21 protein-coding genes are annotated in these 23,450 nt (G+C 73.2%); 15 read left to right on the top strand and 6 right to left on the bottom strand.

All coding sequences use genetic code 11. The features are described 5' to 3' along the window. The first annotated feature begins 5 nt into the window (after positions 1 to 5). From pyrE to ACN9MM_RS18425, 12 genes are all read left to right on the top strand, one after another. Positions 6 to 545, top strand: coding sequence for an orotate phosphoribosyltransferase (gene pyrE, locus ACN9MM_RS18480; RefSeq protein ID WP_189803146.1), 540 nt, complete (start codon positions 6 to 8; stop codon positions 543 to 545). 222 nt (positions 546 to 767) lie between these two features. Continuing rightward, a complete protein-coding gene (fbaA, locus tag ACN9MM_RS18475) occupies positions 768 to 1,790 on the top strand; it encodes a class II fructose-bisphosphate aldolase (RefSeq protein ID WP_382865259.1) in 1,023 nt (340 codons plus the stop codon). A 64-nt stretch (positions 1,791 to 1,854) separates the two neighbouring features. Then, on the top strand, positions 1,855 to 3,012 hold the full coding sequence (locus ACN9MM_RS18470) for a MalY/PatB family protein (RefSeq protein WP_426364655.1): 1,158 nt from the start codon (positions 1,855 to 1,857) through the stop codon (positions 3,010 to 3,012). A gap of 114 nt (positions 3,013 to 3,126) precedes the next feature. Then, positions 3,127 to 4,641, top strand: a complete 1,515-nt coding sequence (locus tag ACN9MM_RS18465; protein ID WP_426364654.1) for an MFS transporter — start codon at positions 3,127 to 3,129, stop codon at positions 4,639 to 4,641. 15 nt (positions 4,642 to 4,656) lie between these two features. Next, positions 4,657 to 5,070: a DUF3151 domain-containing protein gene (locus tag ACN9MM_RS18460; protein ID WP_426364653.1), complete on the top strand. Its 414-nt coding sequence runs from the start codon at positions 4,657 to 4,659 to the stop codon at positions 5,068 to 5,070. Positions 5,071 to 5,266: 196 nt separating this feature from the next. Beyond that, positions 5,267 to 6,127 (top strand): tryptophan 2,3-dioxygenase family protein, encoded by an 861-nt coding sequence (locus ACN9MM_RS18455; RefSeq protein ID WP_426364652.1) that lies wholly within the window; start codon positions 5,267 to 5,269, stop codon positions 6,125 to 6,127. Next, positions 6,120 to 7,310 carry a kynureninase gene (kynU, locus tag ACN9MM_RS18450; RefSeq protein ID WP_426364651.1) on the top strand — a complete coding sequence of 397 codons (1,191 nt, stop codon included), beginning with the start codon at positions 6,120 to 6,122 and terminating at the stop codon, positions 7,308 to 7,310. The genes ACN9MM_RS18455 and kynU overlap by 8 nt, the downstream gene beginning before the upstream one ends. 94 nt (positions 7,311 to 7,404) lie before the next feature. After that, positions 7,405 to 8,274: an alpha/beta hydrolase gene (locus tag ACN9MM_RS18445; protein WP_426364650.1), complete on the top strand. Its 870-nt coding sequence runs from the start codon at positions 7,405 to 7,407 to the stop codon at positions 8,272 to 8,274. A gap of 90 nt (positions 8,275 to 8,364) precedes the next feature. Beyond that, positions 8,365 to 10,590: an FG-GAP repeat domain-containing protein gene (locus tag ACN9MM_RS18440; protein WP_426364649.1), complete on the top strand. Its 2,226-nt coding sequence runs from the start codon at positions 8,365 to 8,367 to the stop codon at positions 10,588 to 10,590. A 75-nt stretch (positions 10,591 to 10,665) separates the two neighbouring features. Beyond that, positions 10,666 to 11,988: a sensor histidine kinase gene (locus ACN9MM_RS18435; RefSeq protein WP_383696698.1), complete on the top strand. Its 1,323-nt coding sequence runs from the start codon at positions 10,666 to 10,668 to the stop codon at positions 11,986 to 11,988. After that, the gene (locus ACN9MM_RS18430; protein WP_382865282.1) at positions 11,985 to 12,647 is read left to right on the top strand and encodes a response regulator; all 663 of its coding nucleotides are present in this window, start codon (positions 11,985 to 11,987) and stop codon (positions 12,645 to 12,647) included. The genes ACN9MM_RS18435 and ACN9MM_RS18430 overlap by 4 nt, the downstream gene beginning before the upstream one ends. 71 nt (positions 12,648 to 12,718) lie before the next feature. After that, positions 12,719 to 13,915 (top strand): cytochrome P450, encoded by a 1,197-nt coding sequence (locus tag ACN9MM_RS18425; RefSeq protein WP_426364648.1) that lies wholly within the window; start codon positions 12,719 to 12,721, stop codon positions 13,913 to 13,915. Positions 13,916 to 13,929: 14 nt separating this feature from the next. Here ACN9MM_RS18425 and ACN9MM_RS18420 read toward each other — a convergent pair whose 3' ends face one another. Further along, positions 13,930 to 14,832: an alpha/beta fold hydrolase gene (locus ACN9MM_RS18420; protein WP_426364647.1), complete on the bottom strand. Its 903-nt coding sequence runs from the start codon at positions 14,830 to 14,832 to the stop codon at positions 13,930 to 13,932. A 138-nt stretch (positions 14,833 to 14,970) separates the two neighbouring features. Here ACN9MM_RS18420 and ACN9MM_RS18415 point away from each other — a divergent pair, with 138 nt between their 5' ends. Continuing rightward, positions 14,971 to 15,423 (top strand): MarR family winged helix-turn-helix transcriptional regulator, encoded by a 453-nt coding sequence (locus ACN9MM_RS18415; protein WP_426364646.1) that lies wholly within the window; start codon positions 14,971 to 14,973, stop codon positions 15,421 to 15,423. Positions 15,424 to 15,537: 114 nt separating this feature from the next. Here the strand turns inward: ACN9MM_RS18415 and ACN9MM_RS18410 are convergent, their stop codons facing one another. Together ACN9MM_RS18410 and ACN9MM_RS18405 are read right to left on the bottom strand one after the other, a co-directional pair. Then, positions 15,538 to 17,130, bottom strand: a complete 1,593-nt coding sequence (locus tag ACN9MM_RS18410; protein WP_426364645.1) for an ABC transporter permease — start codon at positions 17,128 to 17,130, stop codon at positions 15,538 to 15,540. After that, positions 17,127 to 18,026, bottom strand: a complete 900-nt coding sequence (locus ACN9MM_RS18405; RefSeq protein ID WP_426364644.1) for an ATP-binding cassette domain-containing protein — start codon at positions 18,024 to 18,026, stop codon at positions 17,127 to 17,129. Before ACN9MM_RS18405 ends, ACN9MM_RS18410 begins: the two co-directional genes overlap by 4 nt. A gap of 62 nt (positions 18,027 to 18,088) precedes the next feature. Here ACN9MM_RS18405 and ACN9MM_RS18400 point away from each other — a divergent pair, with 62 nt between their 5' ends. After that, on the top strand, positions 18,089 to 18,601 hold the full coding sequence (locus ACN9MM_RS18400; protein WP_426364643.1) for a GbsR/MarR family transcriptional regulator: 513 nt from the start codon (positions 18,089 to 18,091) through the stop codon (positions 18,599 to 18,601). Here the strand turns inward: ACN9MM_RS18400 and ACN9MM_RS18395 are convergent. Further along, positions 18,589 to 20,163, bottom strand: coding sequence for a hypothetical protein (locus ACN9MM_RS18395; RefSeq protein ID WP_426364642.1), 1,575 nt, complete (start codon positions 20,161 to 20,163; stop codon positions 18,589 to 18,591). The genes ACN9MM_RS18400 and ACN9MM_RS18395 overlap by 13 nt on opposite strands. Before the next feature lie 64 nt (positions 20,164 to 20,227). Further along, complete coding sequence (locus ACN9MM_RS18390; protein ID WP_426364641.1) at positions 20,228 to 21,019, bottom strand: diacylglycerol kinase; 792 nt, start codon at positions 21,017 to 21,019, stop codon at positions 20,228 to 20,230. Positions 21,020 to 21,162: 143 nt separating this feature from the next. Here ACN9MM_RS18390 and ACN9MM_RS18385 point away from each other — a divergent pair, with 143 nt between their 5' ends. Next, positions 21,163 to 22,446 carry an adenylosuccinate synthase gene (locus ACN9MM_RS18385; protein WP_382865306.1) on the top strand — a complete coding sequence of 428 codons (1,284 nt, stop codon included), beginning with the start codon at positions 21,163 to 21,165 and terminating at the stop codon, positions 22,444 to 22,446. Positions 22,447 to 22,526: 80 nt separating this feature from the next. Here the strand turns inward: ACN9MM_RS18385 and ACN9MM_RS18380 are convergent, their stop codons facing one another. Then, the gene (locus tag ACN9MM_RS18380) at positions 22,527 to 23,357 is read right to left on the bottom strand and encodes an oxidoreductase (protein ID WP_426364640.1); all 831 of its coding nucleotides are present in this window, start codon (positions 23,355 to 23,357) and stop codon (positions 22,527 to 22,529) included. Between the last annotated feature and the right edge of the window lie 93 nt (positions 23,358 to 23,450).

The raw sequence follows: 23,450 nt of genomic DNA, 5'->3' as shown, positions 1-23,450 counted from the left end.
GGGGCATGACTGACGTACGCGCTGAACTGCTCCAGCAGATCAAGGACAAGGCCGTGGTGCACGGCAAGGTGACCCTCTCCTCGGGTCTGGAAGCCGACTACTACATCGACCTGCGTCGCATCACGCTGGACGGCGAGGCCGCGCCCCTGGTCGGTCAGGTCATGCTCGACCTCACGGCCGACCTGGACTTCGACTGCGTCGGCGGCCTCACCCTCGGCGCCGACCCGGTCGCGACCTCGATGCTGCACGCCTCCGCCGCGCGCGGGCAGCGCCTCGACGCCTTCGTCGTCCGCAAGGCGCAGAAGGCGCACGGCATGCAGCGCCGGATCGAGGGCACGGACGTCAAGGGCCGTCGCTGCCTCGTCGTCGAGGACACCTCGACCACCGGCGGCTCGCCGCTGACCGCCGTCGAGGCCGTCCGCGAGGCCGGTGGCGAGGTCGTCGCCGTCGCCACGATCGTGGACCGGGGCGCCGCCGGGGCCATCGCCGACGCGGGTCTCCCGTACCTCACGGGCTACCAGCTCGGCGATCTTGGCCTGGCGTAACCGCCGCGAAGTCGTGACTTAGGTCCCGGACCCCGGCCGGAGCGGTCCTGACCTGCGTTTTTACCCAGGGGCGGGGTGTTTCACGTGAAACACCCCGCCCTTCGGCATGCCGTGCCCGTGGGAGCCCGCACAAGAGTCTGGAAAGATGGGCGGCGACGATGACGTCGCCCCTAGGTCAGGGACAGCAACGCACACACCCCGCACATCACAAGGAGCGGACGAATGCCCATCGCAACCCCCGAGGTCTACAACGAGATGCTCGACCGGGCGAAGGCAGGCAAGTTCGCCTACCCGGCCATCAACGTGACCTCGTCCCAGACCCTGCACGCTGCGCTGCGCGGCTTCGCGGAGGCCGAGAGCGACGGCATCATCCAGATCTCGACCGGCGGTGCCGAGTTCCTGGGCGGTCAGTACAACAAGGACATGGTCACGGGCGCCGTTGCCCTGGCCGAGTTCGCGCACATCGTCGCCGCGAAGTACGACATCACGGTCGCCCTGCACACCGACCACTGCCCGAAGGACAAGCTGGACGGCTACGTCCGTCCGCTGCTCGACGTCTCCGCCGAGCGCGTCGCCCGTGGCGAGAACCCGCTGTTCCAGTCGCACATGTGGGACGGCTCCGCCGAGACCCTCGGTGACAACCTGGCCATCGGCCAGGAGCTGCTCGCCAAGGCCGCCGCCGCCAAGATCATCCTTGAGGTCGAGATCACCCCGACCGGTGGCGAGGAGGACGGCGTCACGCACGAGATCAACGACGAGCTGTACACCACCGTCGACGACGCCATCCGCACCGCCGAGGCCCTCGGCCTGGGCGAGAAGGGCCGCTACCTGCTCGCCGCGTCCTTCGGCAACGTCCACGGCGTCTACAAGCCGGGCAACGTCGTGCTCCGCCCGGAGCTCCTCAAGGACCTCCAGGCCGGTGTCGCCGCCAAGTTCGGCAAGGCCGACCCGTTCGACTTCGTCTTCCACGGCGGCTCGGGCTCGACGGCCGAGGAGATCGCCACCGCCCTGGAGAACGGCGTCGTGAAGATGAACCTCGACACCGACACCCAGTACGCCTTCACCCGCCCGGTCGTGGACCACATGTTCCGCAACTACGACGGTGTCCTGAAGGTCGACGGCGAGGTCGGCAAGAAGTCCACCTACGACCCGCGCACCTGGGGCAAGCTGGCCGAGGCCGGCATGGCCGTCCGCGTGACCGAGGCGTGCGCGGCGCTGCGCTCGACCGGCACGAAGCTGAAGTAAGCGTGTGAGCGACGGGCCCGGTACCTCCCGAGGTGCCGGGCCCTCGTGCGTCCATGGAGGGCTGATGTACGACTTCGACCGGCAGATAGACCGGCACGGGACCTGGTCGGTCCAGTGGGACGGCGTGGCGGACCGCTTCGGCGTCTCCGACCTGCTGCCGTTCACCATCTCCGACATGGACTTCGCGTCCCCGCCGGAGGTCCTCGCGGCACTGCGCGAGCGGGTCGACCACGGGGTCTTCGGCTACACGGACTGGCGGCTCGGGGAGTTCCGGGAGGCGATCCGCCACTGGTACGCGAGCCGGTACGGCGCCGAGATCGACCCCGGCACCCTGGTGTACGCGCCCTCGGTGCTCTCCCAGCTCTCGCAGCTCCTCCAGATGTGGACCGCCCCCGGCGACGGCGTGGTCGTCCACACCCCCACGTACGACGGCTTCCGCAAGGCCGTCACCGGGCTCGGGCGCGAACTGCGGGGCGTCCCGCTCGGCGACCCCGAGGCCCTGGAGCGGGAGCTCGCCCGGCCGGACAGCCGGATGCTGCTGCTCTGCTCCCCGCACAACCCGACCGGCCGGGTGTGGACGGAGGAGGAGCTCAGGGGCTTCGCCGAGCTGGCCGAACGGCACGGCGCGGCCGTCGTCAGCGACGAGATCCACGCCGACCTGACGACCGACGGCCACCGGCACGTCCCGTGGACCCGGATCGCCGAGCCGGGACGGGGCCGTCGCTGGGCCCTGGTCACCTCCGGCACGAAGGCCTTCAACTTCCCGGCCCTCTCCGGCTCGTACGGCATGATCGGCGACCCCGACGAGCGGGCGGCGTTCATCCGGCGCATGGAGACCGGCGAGGGCCTCGCCTCGCCCGCCGTGCTCTCGCTGACCGCCCACATCGCCGCGTACCGGCAGGGCGCGGCCTGGCTGGACGAGCTGCGCGGCTATGTGGCGGGCACGATGGAGCTGGTCCGGGAGCGTCTGGCGGGTCTGCCGGGCGTGGACTGGACGCCCCCGCAGGCCGGCTACCTGGCCTGGATCGACCTGCGGCCCCTCGGGATCGAGGAGACCCGGCTCCAGGAGGAGCTGGTGGAGGCGGAGAAGGTCGCGATCATGCCGGGCGGGGTGTACGGCACGCCCGGCTTCGTCCGGCTGAACGTCGGCTGTCCCCGGAGCAAGGCCGAACGGGGCGTGGACGCCCTGGTCAGGGCGGCGAACCGACTGCGCACGGCCTGAACCAGGCGCACGGTTCGAACCCGGCGCACGGCCTGAACCCGGCGCGCGGTCCGAACCCGGCGCACGGCCCGGGCCCGGCGCGCGGGACGTCCCGCTTCGCGGGACGATGCAGACATGGGTGCGGGTGCGGGCGTGCGGGACGTGCGGATGGCCTCGGGGACCGGCCGGTGGATCGTGTTCACCACCGTCCTCGGGTCCGGGATGGCGCTGCTCGACTCGACCGTCGTCAACGTCGCCCTGCCGCACATCGGCGAGGACCTGGGCGCCGACCTCGCCGTCCTCCAGTGGACGGTCAACGCCTACATGCTGACGCTGGCCGGGCTGATCCTGCTCGGCGGCTCGCTCGGCGACCGGTTCGGGCGGCGGAAGGTCTTCGTCACAGGCGTGGTGTGGTTCGCCCTCGCCTCGCTGCTGTGCGGGCTCGCCCCGAACGCCGGGATACTGATCGGGGCCCGCGCACTCCAGGGCGTCGGCGGGGCGCTGCTCACGCCCGGCTCCCTCGCGCTGATCCAGGCCAGCTTCCACGAGGACGACCGGGCACGGGCCGTCGGGCTCTGGTCGGGCTTCGGCGGGGTGGGCGCGGCGATCGGCCCGTTCGTGGGCGGCTGGCTGGTGGACGGTCCCGGCTGGCGGTGGGTGTTCCTGCTGAACGTGCCGCTCGCGGCCGTCTGCGTGCCCGTGGCCCTGCGGCACGTGCCGGAGTCGCGGGACGAGGCCGCGCACGGGCGGTTCGACGTTCTCGGCGCATTCCTGGGCGCGGCGGGGCTGGGGCTCGTCACGTACGCCCTGATCGGCGCCGCCTGGTGGGCCGGGGTGGCCGGGGTGCTGGTCGGGGCCGGGTTCGTGGTGGTGGAGCGGCGGCGCGGGGAGCGGGCGATGGTGCCGCCGTCGATCTTCGCCTCGCGGCTGTTCACCTCCGTCAACCTGGTCACGCTGTGCGTCTACGCGGCGTTCGGCGGCTTCTTCTTCCTGGCGGCCCTCCAGCTCCAGGTGGTCTCCGGCTACTCGGCGCTCGGCGCCGGCACGGCCCTGCTGCCGACGACCGTGCTCATGCTGCTGTTCTCGGCCAAGTCCGGGGAGCTGGGGGAGAAGATCGGGCCCCGGATCCCGCTCACCGTGGGGCCGCTGCTGTGCGCGGCGGGCATGCTGCTGATGCTGCGGGTCGGGGAGGACGCCTCGTACGTACGGGACGTGCTGCCGGCGACGTTCGTCCTCGGCGTCGGCATGACGGCCCTGGTCGCCCCGCTGACCGCGACGGTCCTCGCCTCGGTGGACGTGTCCCGGGCGGGCCTCGCGAGCGGCATCAACAACGCGGCGGCCCGCGCGGCCGGTCTCGTCGCGGTGGCGGCGCTGCCGCTGCTCGCCGGGATGGGCCCGGACGCGTACCTGTCGGCGGACGAGTTCGACGCGACGTTCCGGCGGGCGATGCCGATGTGCGCGGGGATCCTGGTGGTGGGCGCGGCCCTCGCCTGGACGACGATGCGCACCCCGGCCGAGCCCGCCTCCTGCCACCCGGAGTGCAAGGTCCACTGCGGGGTGCAGGCCCCGCCCCTGGACCCCGGGCGGCGGGACGCCCGTGCGAAGGAGGGGGACCCCGGGCGGGACGGGGACGGCGGGACGCGCTCCTGAGGCAGACTGGGGCCCATGGCCATCCACGAGAACCTCCTGGGGGGACCGGCCCCCACCCACCTGCCCGACGACCCGGGTCCGCGCGAGCTGCTCGCGAACGGGACGCCGCCGGCGGACGTCGCCGCGAAGTACCCGACGTCCTCGCTCGCCTGGGCGCAGCTCGCCGACGACGCCTACGAGCGCGGGGCGGTCGTCGAGTCGTACGCCTACGCCCGTACCGGCTACCACCGCGGCCTGGACGCGCTGCGCCGCAACGGCTGGAAGGGCCACGGCCCGGTGCCGTGGGAGCACGAGCCGAACCGCGGCTTCCTGCGCGCGCTGCACTCCCTGGCCCGGGCGGCCGGCGAGATCGGCGAGAAGGACGAGTACGAGCGCTGCACGACGTTCCTGAGGGACTCCTCGGAGACCGCGGCGGAGACGCTCGGCTGACGGTCCCCCGCAGGTCGCGGCACGCCCTCTCCCCCTCCTGCGGGGGAGAGGGCGTCCCTGTTGATCGAACTCCGATTCGTGTCATGATGCGCTTGGGACGCGCGCGAAGAAGCCCGCCTCCCGAGGGGACCGGAGCTCCCGTGGCGAACACGGTGGAGCGGACCGCTACCCGGTAGCACATATCGAGGAGACAGAAATGTCAGCCTTCTCAGGTTCTCCCGATGCCTCCGGAGCCGGCTCGGTCGTCGACGACCCGAACCTCGACTTCGCGGGCACGACGCCGTACGAGGACTACGTCCAGGCGGACGTCCTCACGCACCTCCAGCACCTCCGCTCGGACGACCCCGGCGAGATGGTCTTCCTGGTCACCACCCAGGTCATGGAGCTGTGGTTCACGGTGATCGTCCACGAGTGGGAGACCGCGAGCCGGGCCCTGCGCGAGGACCGCGTCCCGGTCGCGATGGACGCGCTCAAGCGCTCCGTGCGCGAGCTGGAGGCGCTCAACCACTCCTGGCGTCCGCTCGCCCAGCTGACCCCCGGCCAGTTCAACGCCTACCGGGCGGCGCTCGGCGAGGGCTCCGGCTTCCAGTCGGCCATGTACCGGCGCATGGAGTTCCTGCTCGGCGAGAAGTCCGCGTCGATGCTCGTCCCCCACCGGGGCGCGCCGCGCGTCCACGCCGAGCTGGAGAAGGCGCTCCAGGAGCCCAGCCTGTACGACGAGGTCCTCGGGCTCCTCACCCGGCGCGGCCTGCCCGTGCCGGCGTCGGTCCTCGGCCGTGACCTGGCGCAGCGGTACGAGCCCTCGCCCGAGGTCGAGGCGGTCTGGGCCGGGATATACGCGGACGCCGACCAGAACACCGAGCTCGTCCGGCTCGGCGAGGCGCTCAGCGACGTCGCCGAACTGGTCTGGCGTTGGCGCAACGACCACCTGGTGGCGACCCGGCGCGCGATGGGCGCGAAGACCGGCACCGGCGGCTCCGCCGGCGTGGCCTGGCTGGAGAAGAGGGCCCAGAAGAACGTGTTCCCCGAGCTCTGGACGGCCCGCAGCCATGTCTGAGACGTACGAGGAGAGGGCCGCCCGCCTCGACGCGGCCGACGCGCTTGCCGGGCACCGCGCGAAGTTCGCGCTCGACGAGGGCACCGTCTACCTGGACGGCAACTCGCTGGGCGCCCTGCCCGCGCACGTCCCGGCCCGCATGGCCGACGTCATCACCCGCGAGTGGGGCGAGCTGCGCATCCGCTCCTGGGACGAGTCCGGCTGGTGGACCGCGCCGGAGCGGATCGGCGACCGGATCGCCCCCCTCGTGGGGGCCGCCCCGGGGCAGATCGTGGTCGGCGACTCCACGAGCGTGAACGTCTTCAAGGCGGTCGTCGCGGCGGCCCGGCTGAACGGTGACGCCCGGGACGAGATCCTCGTCGACGCGACGACGTTTCCCACGGACGGGTACATCGCGCAGTCCGCGGCGCGGATGACGGGTCACGAGATCGTGCCCTGCGATCCGGCCGACATGGCGGCCGCGGTGAGCGACCGCACGGCGCTCGCGCTCGTCAACCACGTCGACTACCGCACGGGCCGGCTCCAGGACCTGCCCGGGCTGACCGCCGCGCTCCACGCGGCGGGCGCGCTCGCCGTCTGGGACCTGTGCCACAGCGCCGGCGCGCTGCCCGTCGGCCTGGACGCGCACGGGGTCGACCTGGCCGTCGGCTGCACCTACAAGTACCTCAACGGCGGACCCGGTTCGCCCGCGTACCTGTACGTCGCCGAGCGCCACCAGGGCGCCTTCGACTCGCCCCTGCCCGGCTGGAACTCGCACGCCGACCCGTTCGGCATGACCCCCGGCTACGAGGCGGCGACCGGCGCGCTCCGCGGCCGGGTCGGCACGCCCGACATCCTCTCCATGCTGGCCCTCGAAGCGGCGCTCGACGTCTGGGACGGGGTCGGCATCGAGGAGGTGCGGGCCAAGTCGCTCGCGCTGACGGACTTCTTCCTGGAGTGCGTCGAGGCGTACGTGCCCGCGGGCCGCGTCACCTCCGTGACCCCCGGGGCGCACGGCGAGCGCGGCAGCCAGGTGGCGCTGCGCTGCGCCGACGCGGCCGCCGTGATGCCGGAGCTGATCAAGCGCGGGGTCGTCGGGGACCTGCGCCGTCCGGACGTCCTGCGGTTCGGGTTCACGCCGCTGTACGTGGGCTTCGCGGACGCCGAGCGGGCGGCGAGGATCCTCGCGGAGGTTCTTCGGTAGGTCGGATCATCGCCTGATCTGCGGGGGCTCCGGTGCTGGTACCGTCCCCGCAGGTCAGGCCAATTCGGCCGCGTACCCGAGAGGTTGGAACACCATGCCGGACCCCGCCGCGCGCGATGCCGCCGAAGAGGCGTCGGCCTTCTCGCACCCGGCCGTCGCCCCGGACGCCACCGCCGCGTACGGCTCCCACCCGGACCAGGTGGTCGACTTCTACGCCCCGCGCGACGGGCGTGCCGGCGCCCCGCTCGTCGTCGCCCTGCACGGCGGTGCCTGGCGGGCACCGTACGACCGGCAGCACCTGACTCCTTTCGTGGACTTCCTGGCCCGCCGGGGCTTCGCCGTGGCGAGCGTCGAGTACCGGCGCGGGCCCGGCCTCCCGCACCAGGGCGGTACGGCCCCGGTGGCCGGGCGCTGGCCGGAGACCTTCGACGACGTGGCGGCCGCGATCGACGCCGTACCGGAGCTCGCCGCCGCGCACCTGCCGCAGGCCGACCCGCGGCGGACGGTCCTCACCGGTCATTCGGCGGGCGGCCACCTCGCGCTGTGGGCCGCCGCCCGGCACGTCCTGCCCGCCGGGTCCCCGTGGCGGCTCCCCGCCCCGCCGGACCTGCGCGGGGTCGTGGCCCTGGCCCCGATCGCCCACTTCGGGCGGGCGGTGGAGCTGGGGGTGTGCGGCGGTGCGGTGACGGAACTCCTGGGCGGCGACGCGGAGTACGGGGCGCGGGCGGCGGTCGCGGACCCGTCCGTCCTCCTTCCGACGGGCATCGCGACGACCGTCGTCCAGGGCCGCGAGGACATCGTCGTGCCGTACGCCGTGGCCGAGGCGTACGCGGAGGCGGCGGCGAAGGCGGGCGAGGAGGTCGGCCTGACGCTCCTGGAGGGGATCGGCCACTTCCCGCTGATCGACCCGGCGGCGGACGCGTGCGCGGTGGTGGCGGAGGAGATCGCCCAGCTGGCCTGGTGATCCGAGACCTCTCGTACAACCCTTCGAGCCGCCGACGAGTCTCATCGGGCACGGCACTCCCGTGTCCGCTCTTCTCGTGGAGGTTTCACCTTGCAGCTCCGCTCCACCCGTCTTGCCCTGGCCGTCACGGCCGCCCTCGCCGTCACCGCGCTCGGCGCCGGCACCCTGGCCACCGCCCCGGCCGCGCTCGCGGCCACCCCGGCCGCCGTCGCGGCCCCGGCCGGCCAGAACGACACCGTCCTTCCGGTCTTCCCGGAGGGCACCGGCTTCGGAGGCGTGGGCGCCTCCGGTTTCCTCACCTACGCGTACACCCCGGACGGCGTCCGGCACCTGCGGTGGACGCCGTACGACGGCGGCGCCGCGACCCCGCTCGAGACGCCCGAGGGCGGCGGCTGGGTGACGGGGGCCGGTGACGTGGTGGTCCTCGGCGACGCCGGCTGGTCCGTGAACATGCGGTCGATCACCCTGCGGAACATGGCCACCCCGGCCGCCCCGGGCGTCGACATCGACCTCGGCGCGCTGAACGCCAACTACGTGGCCGTGCTGAGCCCGACGAGCGTGCTCGCGCAGGTCATGAACGAGGTCGGCCGGGCCGAGCTGCACGTCGTGACCAAGGACGGCGCGACGACGACCAGCCGCAAGATCGCGGGGCTGCCCGCGGAGGCCACCGACTTCTTCGGCTCGGTGGCCCGGGACGGTTCCGTCCTCGTCGGCTACGCGCAGGGGCCGGAGGGCGCGCGGACCGGTGGCCGGGCCCTGGTGGACGTGGCCGCCGGCAAGGTGACCGAGACGTACGCCTCCCCCGAGTCCTGGTTCGACTTCGGCGACGTGTCCTTCTCCTCTTCGCACGTGGCCTGGTTCGGCTACCAGGCCGGCACCGGCGACTTCATCACGTCCGTCGACCGGAAGACCGGCGCGGAGAAGCGGACCGTCCTCGGCGCCCACGGCGACGAGTGGTTCAGCGCGCTCGTCGGCGACTGGCTGGTCTACGGCAACCCCACGGAGCCCGTCCGGGCCGTCTCCCTGACCACCGGCGAGATCCGCGAGCTCCTGGACTCCGGCTCCGGCGCGCGGATCGCGAGCGACGGCACCGTGGTGGCGCGCGGCGCGCGGGCCGCCGACGGCAGGGGCCTGTTCCGGATCGAGATCGCCCAGGACGGCACCCCGCAGGTCACCAAGGCGGCCGACGAGGCCCCGCTGGTCGACCTGAGGATCGAGCGGAGCGACATCCCCGAGTCGGTGGACCTCGACCGGACCGGCGGCCGGGTGACGCTGGCCTGGACGCTGTCCCACCGCGAGGCCTACATCGACGTCACCCTGACGAACACCGTCACGGAGCAGGCGTACCGCACGCGCGTGAACGCGCCGGCCGAGGGCAACCGGTTCAGCTTCAGCTGGGACGGCACCCTCGACGGAGTGGACGCCCCGGGCGGCAGGTACGCGATCGAGGCCGAGGCGAAGCTCCTCGACGGCACCGGCGAGCCGGTCTACGAGGGCGCGGAGATGCTCGTCGTCCGCGCGGCCAACACGCACGACTACAACAACAACGGCTCCACCGACGTCCTCGCCCGGGACGCCTCCGGCGTGCTGTGGCGCGACGACCTGCGGAACCAGCCGGTCGACGGCAGGGTCGAGACCGCCCGTCGCATCCGGGTCGGCGCGGGCTGGGGCGGTTACAAGCAGATCGAGGCTGTCGGGAACATCGCGGGCAACCAGGCCGGCGACCTGGTCGCCCTCGACGGCTCGGGCGTGCTCTGGCAGTACCAGGGCAAGGGCTACGACACCTTCGGAGCCTTCGACACCCGGGTGAGGGTCGGCGGTGGCTGGGGCGGCTACACCAAGCTCACCGGCGGCTCCGACCTCGACGGCGACGGCCGCGCGGACCTCCTGGCCACGGACGCCTCCGGCACGCTCTGGTTCTACAAGGGCACGGGCTCCTCGACGACCCCCTTCGCGACCCGCGCGCGGGTCGGCGGCGGCTGGGGCGTCTACAACCAGCTCACGGCCGTCGGGAACATCGCGGGCACGTCGGCGGGCGACCTCGTCGCGCGCGACACCGCCGGCGTCCTCTGGCTCTACCAGGGCGACGGCCGCGGCAACTTCACCACCCGCGTGAAGGTCGGCGGCGGCTGGGGCGCCTTCTCCCAGCTCGTCGGCGCGGGCGACGTCGACGGCGACGGCCGCCCGGACCTGATCGCCTACGGGGCGTCCGGCACGTACGTCTACCGCTCGACGGGCTCCGCCACCGCCCCCTTCGCGCGCGTGACGACGAACCTGTACGCGGGCGAGGGCACCACGTTCAACAGCGTCGCCTGAGGCCTGCTAGTCCTCAAGGGGGACCCGGAAGGATCCGCATCCAGCGGGACGACCGGGTCCCCCACCGCCCGTACCGTGGTTCGTGTGACCCAGACACAATCCTCCGAGACGAGCCGCAGCCCCGAGTTCCGCCTGGCGCAGAACGCCCTCGGTGGACTGCGCGCGGATCTCTTCCACGACGCCTTCGCCTTCCGGCCGCTGTCGCGCATGGACGTCGACAGCGGCCCGACACGCTTCCTGCCCCGGCGCATACGGATCTACGCGGGGCTGCTCCCGCACGCGGTCGTGGCGTTCTGCGCCGTGATCGTCTTCGGCCTCGGCTACGACCGCATCTACTACTCCTTCGGTCTGCTGGCGCTCGTGACCACCTCCGTCCCGGCCGCGATCGTGCTGCTCACACTGGTCCGTCCGGTGCTCGCCTTCTGGGCCTCGCTCGCGACGGCTCCCTTCGTGGGGTACATCTCCGGTTACGAGATCGGCTGGCCCTGGGCGGCGAACTCGCTCGCCGCCCACCTGGTGGTTCTCGCCGTCGTCGCCGCCCGGACCCGGCCCCGTACGGCCGCGTGGATGTGGGTGGTGACCGCCGGCTACTGCCTCTTCTCCGAGGTGTTCCTCGGGGTCGGACGAGGCTCCGACTCGATCCCGCTGCTGTTCGTCGCGGCGCTGGTCCTCCTCACCGTCACCGTCTTCCAGGTCCGCCGCCAGGCCGACCGCGAGGTCTCCGCCCAGCAGACCGTCACCGCGCAGGAGCGGTCCAGGCGGACCCTCCTGGAGGAGCGGACGACCATCGCGCGGGAACTGCACGACGTCGTCGCCCACCACATGTCCGTCGTCGCCATCCAGGCCGAGGCCGCCCCGTACCGGGTGGAGAACCCGCCGCCGGAGCTGGAGCAGGCCTTCCTCACCATCCGGGAGAACGCCGTCGCCGCGCTGACCGAGCTGCGCCGCATCCTCGGTGTCGTACGGGCCGAGGACTACGAGGCGCCCGACGCCCCGCAGCCCACCCTCGGCGACCTGGACGCGCTCGTCGCCAACGTCCGCGAGGCCGGGCTCGACGTGGAGAAGACCGTGACCGGCGCGGTGCGCGAGCTGCCGCAGGGCGTGGAGCTCTCCGCGTACCGGATCGTCCAGGAGGCCCTGTCGAACGTGCTCCGGCACGCGCCGGGAGCGGCCGCGAAGGTCGAGGTCAGCTACGTCCTGGGCGGTCTGGGGCTGCGCATCGCCAACGGTCCGGCCCGCGGGCTCGTGAAGCCCTCCCCGGGTGCCGGGCACGGCATCACCGGCATGCGGGAGCGTGTGACGATGCTGGGCGGGGAGATGACGGCCGAGGCCACCGAGGACGGTGGCTACGAGGTGACGGCCTTCGTCCCCGTGAGCCGTGAGGAGGCCGAGCAGTGATCCGCGTACTGATCGTCGACGACCAGATGATGGTCCGTGAGGGCTTCTCGGTGCTGCTCGGCGCGATGCCGGACATCGAGGTCGTCGGCGAGGCGGTCAACGGCCGGGAGGCGATCGCGCAGGTCGCCGCCCTCCGCCCCGACGTGGTCCTCATGGACATCCGGATGCCCGAGCTGAACGGCATCGATGCCACCCGGGAGATCGTCGCCGCCGACGCGGACGCGAAGGTGCTGGTCCTGACGACCTTCGACCTCGACGAGTACGTGTACCAGGCGCTGCGCGCCGGGGCCTCCGGCTTCCTCCTCAAGGACGCTTCGGCCCGGCAGCTCGCGGACGGCGTCCGGGTCGTCGCGGCCGGCGAGGCGCTGCTCGCGCCGACCGTCACCCGCCGGCTGATCACCGAGTTCGCGAAGGCGCCGGGGACGTCTCCGCGCCCGCCCGCGATGGCGCAGATCGGGGAGCTGACGGAGCGGGAGACGGAGGTCCTGGTCCTCATCGCCCAGGGCCTGTCGAACGCCGAGATCGCCGACCATCTCGTCGTCGCCGAGTCGACGATCAAGACGCACGTCAGCCGGATCCTGGTGAAGCTGGGCCTCCGCGACCGGACCCAGGCGGCGGTCTTCGCGTACGAGGCGGGCCTGGTGCGCGTCGGAGGCTGAGGCGGGTCCCGGCGGTGGCGCGGCGCCCCGTCTCCCGCCCGCCGGCGCGGTGCCGGGGGTAGCGTCCGGGCATGGACGCTGTTGACGCTGTGTACGACCCCTGGTCGGCGGAGTTCGTCGCCGATCCCTATCCCGCCTACGCCCGGTTGCGCGCCGCCGGGCGCGCCCACTGGCACGGTCCCACCCGCCAGTGGCTGATCCCGCACCACGAGGACGTGTCGGCGCTGCTGCGGGACCGGCGCCTGGGCCGGACGTACACCCATCGCTTCACGCACGAGGAGTTCGGGCGGACGCCTCCGGACGCCGCGCACGAGCCGTTCCACACGCTCAACGACCACGGGCTGCTCGATCTGGAGGCGCCCGACCACACCCGGATCCGGCGGCTCGTCTCCAAGGCGTTCACACCGAGGACCGTGGAGAACCTGGCGCCGACGGTGCGGAGGCTGGCCGCCGGCCTCGTCGGTGACCTGGTGGCGGCGGGCGGCGGCGATCTGCTGTCCGCCGTCGCCGAGCCCCTGCCGGTCGCGGTGATCGCCGAGATGCTGGGCGTCCCCGAGGAGGACGAGGAGCGGCGGAGGCTGCGGCCCTGGTCGGCGGCGATCTGCGGGATGTTCGAGCTGAACCCGTCGGAGGAGACGGCCCGAAGGGCGGTCGAGGCCTCGGTCGAGTTCTCGGACTACCTGCGGGAGCTGATCGCGCGGCGGCGGAAGAGCCCGGGGGAGGACCTGATCTCGTCCTTGATCGCGGTGGAGGAGCTGACGGAACAGGAGATGATCTCCACCTGCGTCCTGCTCCTCAACGCGGGCCACGAGGCCACCGTGAACACCACGGTCAACGGCTGGTGGACGCTCCTCCGGCAGGGCGTCCGTCCGGATCCCGAAAAGTTGTCCACAGCTGTGGAAGAACTTCTGCGCTACGACACCCCGCTCCAGATGTTCGAGCGCTGGGTCCTCGACGACATCGAGCTCGGCGGCGTCACCATCCCGCGCGGCTCCGAGGTCGCGCTCCTCTTCGGATCCGCCAACCGCGACCCCGCCCGCTTCGGCCCCACCGCCGACGTCCTCGACCTCGAACGGGCCGACAACCCGCACATCACCTTCGGCGCCGGCATCCACTACTGCCTCGGCGCCCCGCTCGCCCGCCTCGAACTGACCGCCGTCTTCGGCGAGCTGCTGAGGCAGGCCCCGGGTCTGAGGCTCGCGGCGGAACCGGTGTGGAAGCCGGGCTACGTCATCCGGGGCTTCGAGGAGCTGCTCGTGGAGCTGTGACCCGGACCCTCGGCTCAGCATGTGCCCGCCAGGACCTGGCGGAGGCGGGCCGCGTAGGCCTCCGGGTGGCTGGTGTTGCCGTTGTGGCCGCCGGGGAACTCGACCAGCTCGTGGCCGACGAGCTCGGCGAGCGAGGTCGCGCAGGAGTAGTCGAAGACGGTGCGGGGAGTGGTGCGGCCGGCCGCGGGGATGATGCGCGTGCCGGTGTGCGCCAGCGCGGCGGGGTCGAGGGTGTCCTGGACGATCGCGCTGAAGTCGTGGCGGATGAAATGGTCGAAGTTGGCGATCCGCAGGTCGTTCATCGGCTGGGGCGTCAGGCCGGGCTCGGCGTCGGCGCGGGTGGGGTCTATGCCCAGGGTCCGGGCGATCTCCGGCAGCGCGGCGCCGAGGCCGCCCTGGCCGTACAGCTCCTGGAGCGCGGTGAGCTCCTGCTCGTGACGGGCGCGCTCCCCGTCGGGCAGCAGGCGCGGGGCGACCGGCTCGTGGGCGACGAGCGTGTGGATGAGGCCGGGGTGGCGCACGGCCGCGTGCAGCCCGATGACGGCCCCCAGGCTGCACCCGAGCATGAGGACGGGCTCGTCGGTGAGGGCGGTGAGGAGGCGGTGGACGTCGTCCGCGTGCTCGACCAGCGTCGCCCCCCGCTCCGGGGCGTCGAGCCGGCTGCGGGAGAGGCCGCGGCGGTCGTAGGTGATCACCCGGTAGGAGTCGGCGAGCCGGTCGACGAGGTCGGTGGTGCGGTCGGCGTCGCCCTCTCCGCTCTGCGAGATGAGGAGCGTCGGGCCCGTGCCGCGGACCTGGTGGTGCAGGACCGCCCCGGGCACGTCGAGCGTGCCCACGGTCGCGGTGGTGCTCGTCGTCACGGTGGTGCTCGTCGTCACGGTGGTCGGCGTCGCGGTGGTGGTCGTGGCCTCGGTCATGATGCTCCCCCTTCGTGCGGTGGGCCTCGCGCCCTCCGTCTTCCTCCACGTTATTCCATCGAATTGGATACATCAATACCGATGCATCACTCTCGATACATCAAGTCGGATGAATCGAACTGGATGTATGTTGACGGAGTGAATGGAGCCGAACTGTTCCTGCTGGGCCGCGTCCTGATGAAGATCGGCGAGGAGTCGCTGCCCGAGCCCCCCGGTGGCGAGAGCCGGTATGCCGGCAGCGCCCGCCTGGTATTGATCGTCGCCGGTGACGTCGCCGCCCACCCCGACAGCGCCGTCGGCGAGATCGCCGCCCGGACCGGTCTGCCGCAGAGCCAGGTGTCCACCGCCGTGGCCCGCCTGAAGGAGGCCGGATCGGTGCGGGCCGTGCCGGACCCCGCCGACCGCCGCCGCGTCCTCGTGCGCCCGGCCGGGGAGGCGTCCGACCGCGTGGCGGAGGTGCGGGCCACCCGGATCGAGGGCGCCCTCGCCGCGGCGCTGGGGTCCGACGATCCGCAGCGCCTGAGGGAGGTCACCAACGCGCTGGAGGTGCTGGCCCGCACGCTCATGCCGGAGTCCCCGGCCCGCTCCTGAGCCGTACACAGGCCCTACGGACGCCTCAGCCCGTCACGTCCCGGCGCCGCGCCCCGCTGCCGTCAGAGCCTCACCCGTCACGTCCCGCTGCCGCGCCCCGCCGCCGTCAAAGCCTCAGCCCGTCACGTCCCGGCGCCGCAGCCCCGCCAGGCCCGCCGCCGTCAGGGTCGCCGTCAGGGCCGTCAGGGCCAGGACCGGAGGCCATGTCATGTCCGGCCCCGGCAGCTTCGGCAGGTGCCCGAAGGGGGAGAGGTCCAGGACGGCCTGAGGCAGGCCGAGCGCGGGGCCGATCCAGCCGAGGGCCAGGCACAGCCCGGCCACGCCCCACGCGGCGGTCGCGGCCTTGGGGGCTGCGCCCCAGAGTAGGACCGCGAGCCCGGCGAGCGTCCAGACGGCGGGGAGCTGCACGAGCGCGGCACCCATGACCGGCCCGGCCTCGTGTCCGTAGGAGAGGGCCAGGCCGAGTCCGGCGAGGACGAGGATCAGGGCGGAGCCGCCGAAGGCGATCACGAGGTGCCCGGCGGCCCAGCGGAGCCGGCCGAGGGCGCCCGCGAGGAGCGGTTCGGCCCGCCCCGAGGTCTCCTCGCCGTGCGCCCGCAGCACGGACCCGACCGCGTACAGCGCCGCGAGCATTCCGAACAGGGAGACCATGGTGGCGAGGAAGGCGTCGGTCAGCGCTCTCTGGCCGCCCATCCGCTCGAAGATCTCGCGGGCCCGTTCGTTGTCGCCGACGAGGTCGGCCGCGCCCTCGACCATCCCGCCGAAGACGAGCCCGCCGAGCAGGAAGCCGAGCGACCAGCCGAGGAGCGTGCCGCGCTGGAGCCGCCACGCGAGTGCCTCGGCGCCGGTGAGACGGCCTTCCGCCGGGCCGGGACGGGTCGCGAGGAAGCTCGCGCCGACGTCCCGGCGGGCGGTCAGCGCGTACGCCGCCGCCGTCTGGACCAGGACGGCCGCGGCGATCAGGAGCAGCACCCACCAGCGCTCGTCGGCGAAGGCGCGGACCTGCTCGGCCCATCCGATCGGCGAGAGCCACGTCAGGAAGGACGCGCCGCCCGCGTCCCCCGCGGCCCGCAGGACGAACGCCAGGCCCAGGACGGCCGCCGCCAGGCCCTTCGCGAGCCGGGCGCTCTCCGTGACCTGGGCGGCGAGCGCGGCCAGGGTCGCGAAGACCATGCCGGTGCCGCCGATCGCCAGGCCGAGCGCGAGCGCCCCGGCCGCGCCCTGTCCGGCGAGACCGGCGGTGACGAGGAGGGCGACGGCCGTGTTGAGGACGAGCGCGGCGAGGAGCGCCGCCGTCAGGGGGGCCCGGCGGCCCACCGCCCCGGCGGACAGCATCTCCTGACGGCCCGTCTCCTCCTCCTCGCGGGTGTGCCGGATCACCACGATCAGGCTCGCGACGGCGGCGAGGACCGCGCCGAAGGTGCCGAACCGCCAGGCGACGAGCCCGCCGAGGGAGTCGCCGAAGACCGGTCCGTACAGCGCGCGCACCGAGCTGTTGGCGGTCATCGACGCGGCGGCGTCGGCCCGCTCGGCGGCCGTGCCGTACAGGCCCTCCAGGGATCCGGCGCCGCTCGCGACCATGCCGCCGGTGACCAGGGCCCAGAGGGGGAGCGTGAGCCGGTCGCGGCGCAGCGCGAGCCGCGTGAGGGTGCCGGCCCCCTCGGCGCCACGGGCGCGGAGGCCGGTGGAGGTGCCCGTGCCGGTCATCGGACGGCCTCCTCCGTGTAGTGCCGGAGGAAGAGCTCCTCCAGGGTCGGCGGGGTGGAGGTCAGGCTCCGTACGCCGGACGCGGTCAGGGAGCGGAGGACGGCGTCGAGTTTGTCGGTGTCGACCTGGAACGTCACCCGGCCGCCGCGCACGTCGAAGCCGTGGACGCCGGGCAGCGAGGCGAGGCCGTCGGGCGGTCCGGAGAGTTCGGCGGTGACGCTGGTACGGGTGAGGTGCCGCAACTCCGCGAGCGAACCCGACTCGACGGTCCGGCCCTTGCGGACGATGCTCACCCGGTCGCAGAGCGCCTCGACCTCGCTGAGGATGTGCGAGGACAGGAGCACCGTCCGCCCCTGCCGCCGGGCCTCGCGCACGCAGTCCTGGAAGACCTCCTCCATCAGCGGGTCGAGGCCGCTGGTCGGCTCGTCGAGGACGAGCAGGTCGACGTCGGCGGCGAAGGCGGCGACCAGGGCGACCTTCTGCCGGTTGCCCTTGGAGTAGGTGCGGCCCTTCTTGGTGGGGTCGAGCTCGAAGCGTTCGACGAGTTCGGCGCGCCGGGCCCGGTCGAGCCCTCCGGCTCCGCGCAGCCTGCCGTACAGGTCGATGACCTCGCCGCCGGAGAGGTTGCGCCAGAGGGTGACGTCGCCGGGGACGTACGCGAGCCGCCGGTGCAGTTCGACGGCGTCCTTCCAGGGGTCGCGGCCGAGGAGCCGGGCGGCGCCCGAGTCGGCGCGGAGGAGGCCCAGGAGGACCCGGATGGTGGTGGACTTCCCGGCGCCGTTGGGGCCGAGGAAGCCGTGGACCTCGCCGGTCTCGACGGTGAGGTCGAGGCCGTCGAGCGCGTGGGTGCGCCCGAAGGACTTGTGGAGTCCGACGACGCTGATTGCCTTCGTCATGCTTCTGAACGTACGGTAGTTTCACAAATTTGTGAAGTTAAGGAAGCGTATAAAGTCGAGGGATGGGTGAGAGCGACATGACGACGAAGACCGACGGGGGCGAGGACGAGGCGGCCGTGTCCCGCTTCGTCGAACGCTTCGCCGCCGAACTGACCGCCGCCGGCATGCAGCGCATGGCGAGTCGCGTCTTCGCGGCGCTCCTCGCCTCCGAGACGGCGTCCATGACCTCGGCCGAACTCGCCGAACAGCTCCGGATCAGCCCCGCGGCCGTCTCCGGCGCGATCGGCTACCTCACCCAGGTCGGCATGGTCAGCCGCGAGCGCGACCCCGGCACGCGCCGCGACCGGTACGTCCTCCACAACGAGCTCTGGTACGAGACCTTCACCCGCCGCGACCAGGTCCTGATCCGCTGGGAGAAGGTCCTGGAGGAGGGCGCGGAGACGCTGGGGCGCGACACGGCGGCGGGGCGCCGCACGGCCGAGACGGCCGAGTTCTTCGCCTTCCTGCACGGCGAGATCGGCGGGATCATGGACCGCTGGCGCGCCCGCAAGGCCGCGGGACCTCAGGAGTCCTGAGCCTCCAGCGGCGGGGCGAGCCGGTCGAGGAGCGCGGCGAACTCGGGCCGCCCGTCGTCCTCCCAGTACGGTCCCGCGGGCCACAGGGGACGCCCGCCGATCCGGGGCACGACGAACGGCATGCGGCCGTCCGGGGTGAAGTCCTGCCAGCCGTGCAGGCCGACGGTGCCGATGGGCAGGGCCGGCAGGCCGCGGCGCGGCTCCTTCGGCGGGCCGGGCGGAATCAGCGGGAGCACCGCCTCGGGCCGGGCGTACGGGCCGCCGTACACCGGGAACAGCACCAGGACGGGCGCGCCGCCCCGGGGGTCGTAGAGCAGGACGTACCGGCGGAGGCGGGGCGGGAAGGCGGTCGCGGCCCGGACCATCACCCGCACCACGGGCCTGCCGCGGGTCAGCAGCTGGTGGCAGGAGTACACGAGGGCGGCCAGGACCAGCGCGCCCACCCCGCCCAGCTTCAGCAGGTCCGCCTTCTGCGGTCCGGTCAGCGCGACCGCGCCCACGGCCGCGCAGAACCCGAGCGCGACCAGCACCCGGGTCACCCCGGCGGTCCGCCGCAGGCTCCGCACCCGCCACCAGGCCACGTCGCGCACGTCCGCCTCGGGGCGGGGCGCCCGGCCCTGGGGCGCGGCCTGCCGCCGGGCGTGCGCGGCGAGTACGGCGTAGGTCGGCCTGGACGGCGCGGGGGCCGCCTCGTCGAGCCGCACGGAAGAGCCGTCGGGAAGCCCGTCGGGAAGCCCGTCGGGAAGTCCGTCGGGAAGGCTGTCGTGGAGGCCCTCGCCGTGGCCCTCGCTGTGGCCGTCGCTCCTGCCTTCGCTCTGGCCGCCGTCGGGGCTGTCGTACGCGTCATCCACCCCGTCATCCACCGCGACGGCGGGCCCGGGCACGGGCACGGGCGTGGGCACGGGCGTGGGCACGGGCGTGGGCACGGGAACAAGCCCGGCCAGCGGCCCGCGCGGCTGCCGCGGTCCCGCCCGGTGCATCAGACCCTCGGCCTCCGCGCGCGCGAGGATCCGGCGCCGCACGCGCCCGCCGCGCATCCGCTTCGCCCGGATCAGCTCGCCGCCGCCGGGCGGCGCGAGGACCCCGCCCCGGCGGGGGTCGCCGCACCACCACAGCACGCCGTCCGGGCCCGGCCGCAGCAGCTCGTAGCGCTGCCGGGTCGCGATCACGGTCAGCGGCCACGCCTCGGAGCCGTCCGGGGCGCGCAGGACGACGCTCGTCGCGTACGCGCTGCTGCCGATCGCCACGGCGGGGTGTGCCGACCAGGTGCCCGCGGCGAGGGTCCGCCGCATCCGCCGGGCGTTGACCAGTGAGCCGATCCCGCCGCCCAGGGCGATGATCCCGAGCGCGAAGGGCATGGCGGCCGCGCCGGTGGAGCCCGTGCCCACGAGCAGTGCCGCGATGCCGGCGGCCAAGGCGAGGGTCACGAGCCCGCCGATGACCAGCCGGACGGCTTTCCGCCGGTACCGCTCCAGCGCGACCGCCGTCTCCTTGACGTCCAGCGCACCCGTCGGTGCACCCGCCCGCGCACCCGTCGGCGCACCCTCGACCGTACCCGTCATCGCACGTCCCCCGCCCCTGGGCCGATTCCCCGCCCGAGACGCTAGACGATCACCGCCCCCGCCGTCACGCGGCGTCCCGCGGCAGCGTCAGCCCCCACGCCCCCGCCCGCACCGTCCACGTCCGGCGCCGCACCGGCCCGGTCAGCCGCCCGTCCGCGCGGTAGCGGAAGTCCGGGCCCGAGACCGTGATCGTCCGGGCGGTCGCGTGCCGCGCCGGGGCGGCCGCGGGCCGGACGGTCACCTCGGCCCTGCCGCCGGAGGTCCGGACCGTCAGGCCCTCCACCGGCGCGTCGACGTCGGCGAGCAGCACCCCGTCCGCCTCCACCCGCAGCCGGGCCGCGGGCGCGGGCGCGGGGCGGACCAGGGTGCGGACGAGGGACCGGCAGGTGCCCCAGACGGAAGGCGGCACGGGAACGGCGGCGGGCGTGCCGGGGACCCACAGATCGCCGAGGACGACGCCGTCGCTGTCGTCGACGAGCAGGTCGAGACGGCGTACGGCCCCGTGCAGGACCACCCGGGCCGCCGCCGGTGTGGAGCGCGGCACGCCGAGCGCGTGGGCCACTTCCAGGGCGTCCGGGGCGCCGATCGGGACGAGCGAGAGGGCCCTCTCGGAGAGCTCCCGCTCGCGGTGCAGCAGGGCCACCGTGCGGAGCAGCGCGCGGTCGTCGCCGAGCACCACGGGGCGCCGGGAGCCGCGCCGGGCCAGGGCCCGGGAGAATTCCTCCGGGCCGTCCGGCAGGCAGATCTTCGCCTCGGCGCCCGCAGACAGGACATCCTTCGCGATCCGCACGGACTCGCCGTCACTTCGGCGGGCGACCGGGTCGACGATGACCAGCAGCTGGTCGTGATCCGACACCTCGGTCCTTCCTCGGGTAGCATCTTTGTGCAAGAGCCCCTTGCGCTATTGCGCCAGGGGCTTCGTCTATTCCGGGGCACACCGGTGAGGCGGCGTACGCCCCCTGACCTTGGACATGCCCCACCCGGAAGGGGTGTACGCCTGTGCCCGCACTTGTGCTGCTCGGTGCTCAGTGGGGTGACGAGGGCAAGGGAAAGGCCACCGACCTGCTCGGTGGATCCGTGGACTACGTGGTGCGTTACCAGGGCGGCAACAATGCCGGCCACACGGTCGTCGTAGGCGACCAGAAGTACGCGCTCCACCTCCTCCCTTCCGGAATCCTCTCCCCGGGGTGCACCCCGGTGATCGGAAACGGTGTCGTCGTCGACCCGGCGGTCCTGCTCTCCGAGCTGAGCGGGCTGAACGACCGCGGCGTCGACACGTCGAAGCTCCTGATCAGCGGCAACGCCCATCTGATCACCCCGTACAACGTCACCCTCGACAAGGTGACGGAACGGTTCCTCGGTAAGCGCAAGATCGGCACCACGGGTCGTGGCATCGGTCCGACCTACGCCGACAAGATCAACCGCGTCGGCATCCGGGTCCAGGACCTGTACGACGAGTCGATCCTCGTGCAGAAGGTCGAGGCGGCGCTGGAGGGCAAGAACCAGCTCCTCGCCAAGCTGTACAACCGCCGCGCGATCGAGGCGGAGCAGATCGTCGAGGAGATGCTCCAGTACGCGGAGCAGATCAAGCCGTTCGTCGCGGACACCACGCTGATCCTCAACAAGGCGCTCGACGACGACAAGGTCGTGCTCTTCGAGGGCGGCCAGGGCACCCTGCTCGACGTCGACCACGGCACGTACCCCTTCGTCACCTCCTCGAACCCGACCGCGGGCGGCGCCTGCACGGGTGCGGGCGTGGGCCCGACGAAGATCTCCCGCGTGATCGGCATCCTGAAGGCGTACACGACCCGTGTCGGCGCCGGCCCGTTCCCGACGGAGCTCTTCGACGCGGACGGCGAGGCGCTGCGGCGCATCGGCGGCGAGCGCGGTGTGACCACCGGCCGTGACCGCCGCTGCGGCTGGTTCGACGCGGTCATCGCGCGCTACGCGACCCGGGTCAACGGCCTGACGGACTTCTTCCTCACCAAGCTCGACGTGCTGACGGGCTGGGAGCAGATCCCGGTCTGCGTCGCGTACGAGATCGACGGCAAGCGCGTCGAGGAGCTGCCGTACTCGCAGACCGACTTCCACCACGCGAAGCCGATCTACGAGATGCTGCCGGGCTGGTCCGAGGACATCACGAAGGCGAAGACCTTCGCGGACCTGCCGAAGAACGCGCAGGCGTACGTGAAGGCGCTGGAGGAGATGTCCGGCGCCCCGATCTCCGCGATCGGCGTCGGCCCCGGCCGCACCGAGACGATCGAGATCAACTCCTTCCTCTAGGAGTACGCGGTTCCTCCGGGAGCACGTGACGAAGGGCCCGCACCCCGGCCGGACCGGGGTGCGGGCCCTTCGTCGTGACGTCAGGCGTCGAGCTTCGTGTCCCGGCCGACCTTCTCCCAGGTGGTCAGGTCCGAGCGGACCTGGTCCAGGTGGCCCAGGATCGTGTCGATCGAGTCGTCGCCGAGGGCGAGGCGGAGCGGGGTCTCGTCGGCGTCCAGCGCGGCGATGACGGCCGCCGCGGCCTTCGCCGGGTCGCCGGCCTGGGTGCCGCCGCCGGTCTCGACGAAGCCGCGGGTGGCGCCGACGGTGTCGGCGTAGTCGGCGATGCCGTCGCCGCTGAGGCTGTGGTTGCCGAAGAGGCCGGTGCGGAAGGCGCCGGGCTCGACGATGAGGACCTTGACGCCGAGCGGCCCGACCTCGGCGGCGAGCGCCTCGGACAGGCCCTCCAGGGCGAACTTGGTCGCGCTGTACGCCCCGAAGCCGGCCATCGACATCTGGCCGCCGACGCTGCTGAGCTGCACGATCGCGCCGGAGCGGCGGGCCCGCATGTGGGGCAGGACGGCGCGGGTGAGGGCGGCGGGCCCGAAGACGTGCACGTCGAAGAGCGAGCGCAGCTCCTCGTCGTCGGTCTCCTCGACGGAGCCGACGTGGGTGCGGCCCGCGTTGTTGACGAGGACGTCGACGCGGCCGTGGCGCTCGATCAGGTCGGCGACGACCCGGTCGATCGCGGCCGTGTCGGTGACGTCGAGGGCGACGGGGTCGACCTGGTCGGGGTGGGCGGCGACCAGGTCGTCCAGGGTCTCGGTGCGGCGGGCCGCGGCGACGACGACGTCGCCGGCGGCGATCGCGGCCTCGGCGAAGGCGCGCCCGAAGCCGCTGTTGGCTCCCGTGATCAGCCAGACCTTGCTCATGTGCGTGTTCCCCCCTGCTGTTTCGGTCTCTCGTTGTCCCAACAAGCTTGGGACGGTGGGACGTTGTCCGTCCAAGATCCGCCGTGATAGCCA

It is taken from the genome of Streptomyces sp. E-08 (genome assembly GCF_049913095.1).
Lineage (GTDB): Bacteria > Actinomycetota > Actinomycetes > Streptomycetales > Streptomycetaceae > Streptomyces.
The sequence above is the reverse complement of the archived record's forward strand: the minus strand, read 5'-3'. Positions and strand labels throughout refer to the sequence as shown.

Coding starts and splice junctions, on each gene's coding strand:
- pyrE (WP_189803146.1), top strand. CDS start 6: ATGACTGACGTACGCGCTGAACTGCTCCAGCAGATCAAGGACAAGGCC.
- fbaA (WP_382865259.1), top strand. CDS start 768: ATGCCCATCGCAACCCCCGAGGTCTACAACGAGATGCTCGACCGGGCG.
- ACN9MM_RS18470 (WP_426364655.1), top strand. CDS start 1,855: ATGTACGACTTCGACCGGCAGATAGACCGGCACGGGACCTGGTCGGTC.
- ACN9MM_RS18465 (WP_426364654.1), top strand. CDS start 3,127: ATGGGTGCGGGTGCGGGCGTGCGGGACGTGCGGATGGCCTCGGGGACC.
- ACN9MM_RS18460 (WP_426364653.1), top strand. CDS start 4,657: ATGGCCATCCACGAGAACCTCCTGGGGGGACCGGCCCCCACCCACCTG.
- ACN9MM_RS18455 (WP_426364652.1), top strand. CDS start 5,267: ATGTCAGCCTTCTCAGGTTCTCCCGATGCCTCCGGAGCCGGCTCGGTC.
- kynU (WP_426364651.1), top strand. CDS start 6,120: ATGTCTGAGACGTACGAGGAGAGGGCCGCCCGCCTCGACGCGGCCGAC.
- ACN9MM_RS18445 (WP_426364650.1), top strand. CDS start 7,405: ATGCCGGACCCCGCCGCGCGCGATGCCGCCGAAGAGGCGTCGGCCTTC.
- ACN9MM_RS18425 (WP_426364648.1), top strand. CDS start 12,719: ATGGACGCTGTTGACGCTGTGTACGACCCCTGGTCGGCGGAGTTCGTC.
- ACN9MM_RS18420 (WP_426364647.1), bottom strand. CDS start 14,832: ATGACCGAGGCCACGACCACCACCGCGACGCCGACCACCGTGACGACG.
- ACN9MM_RS18410 (WP_426364645.1), bottom strand. CDS start 17,130: ATGACCGGCACGGGCACCTCCACCGGCCTCCGCGCCCGTGGCGCCGAG.
- ACN9MM_RS18405 (WP_426364644.1), bottom strand. CDS start 18,026: ATGACGAAGGCAATCAGCGTCGTCGGACTCCACAAGTCCTTCGGGCGC.
- ACN9MM_RS18400 (WP_426364643.1), top strand. CDS start 18,089: ATGGGTGAGAGCGACATGACGACGAAGACCGACGGGGGCGAGGACGAG.
- ACN9MM_RS18395 (WP_426364642.1), bottom strand. CDS start 20,163: ATGACGGGTACGGTCGAGGGTGCGCCGACGGGTGCGCGGGCGGGTGCA.
- ACN9MM_RS18380 (WP_426364640.1), bottom strand. CDS start 23,357: ATGAGCAAGGTCTGGCTGATCACGGGAGCCAACAGCGGCTTCGGGCGC.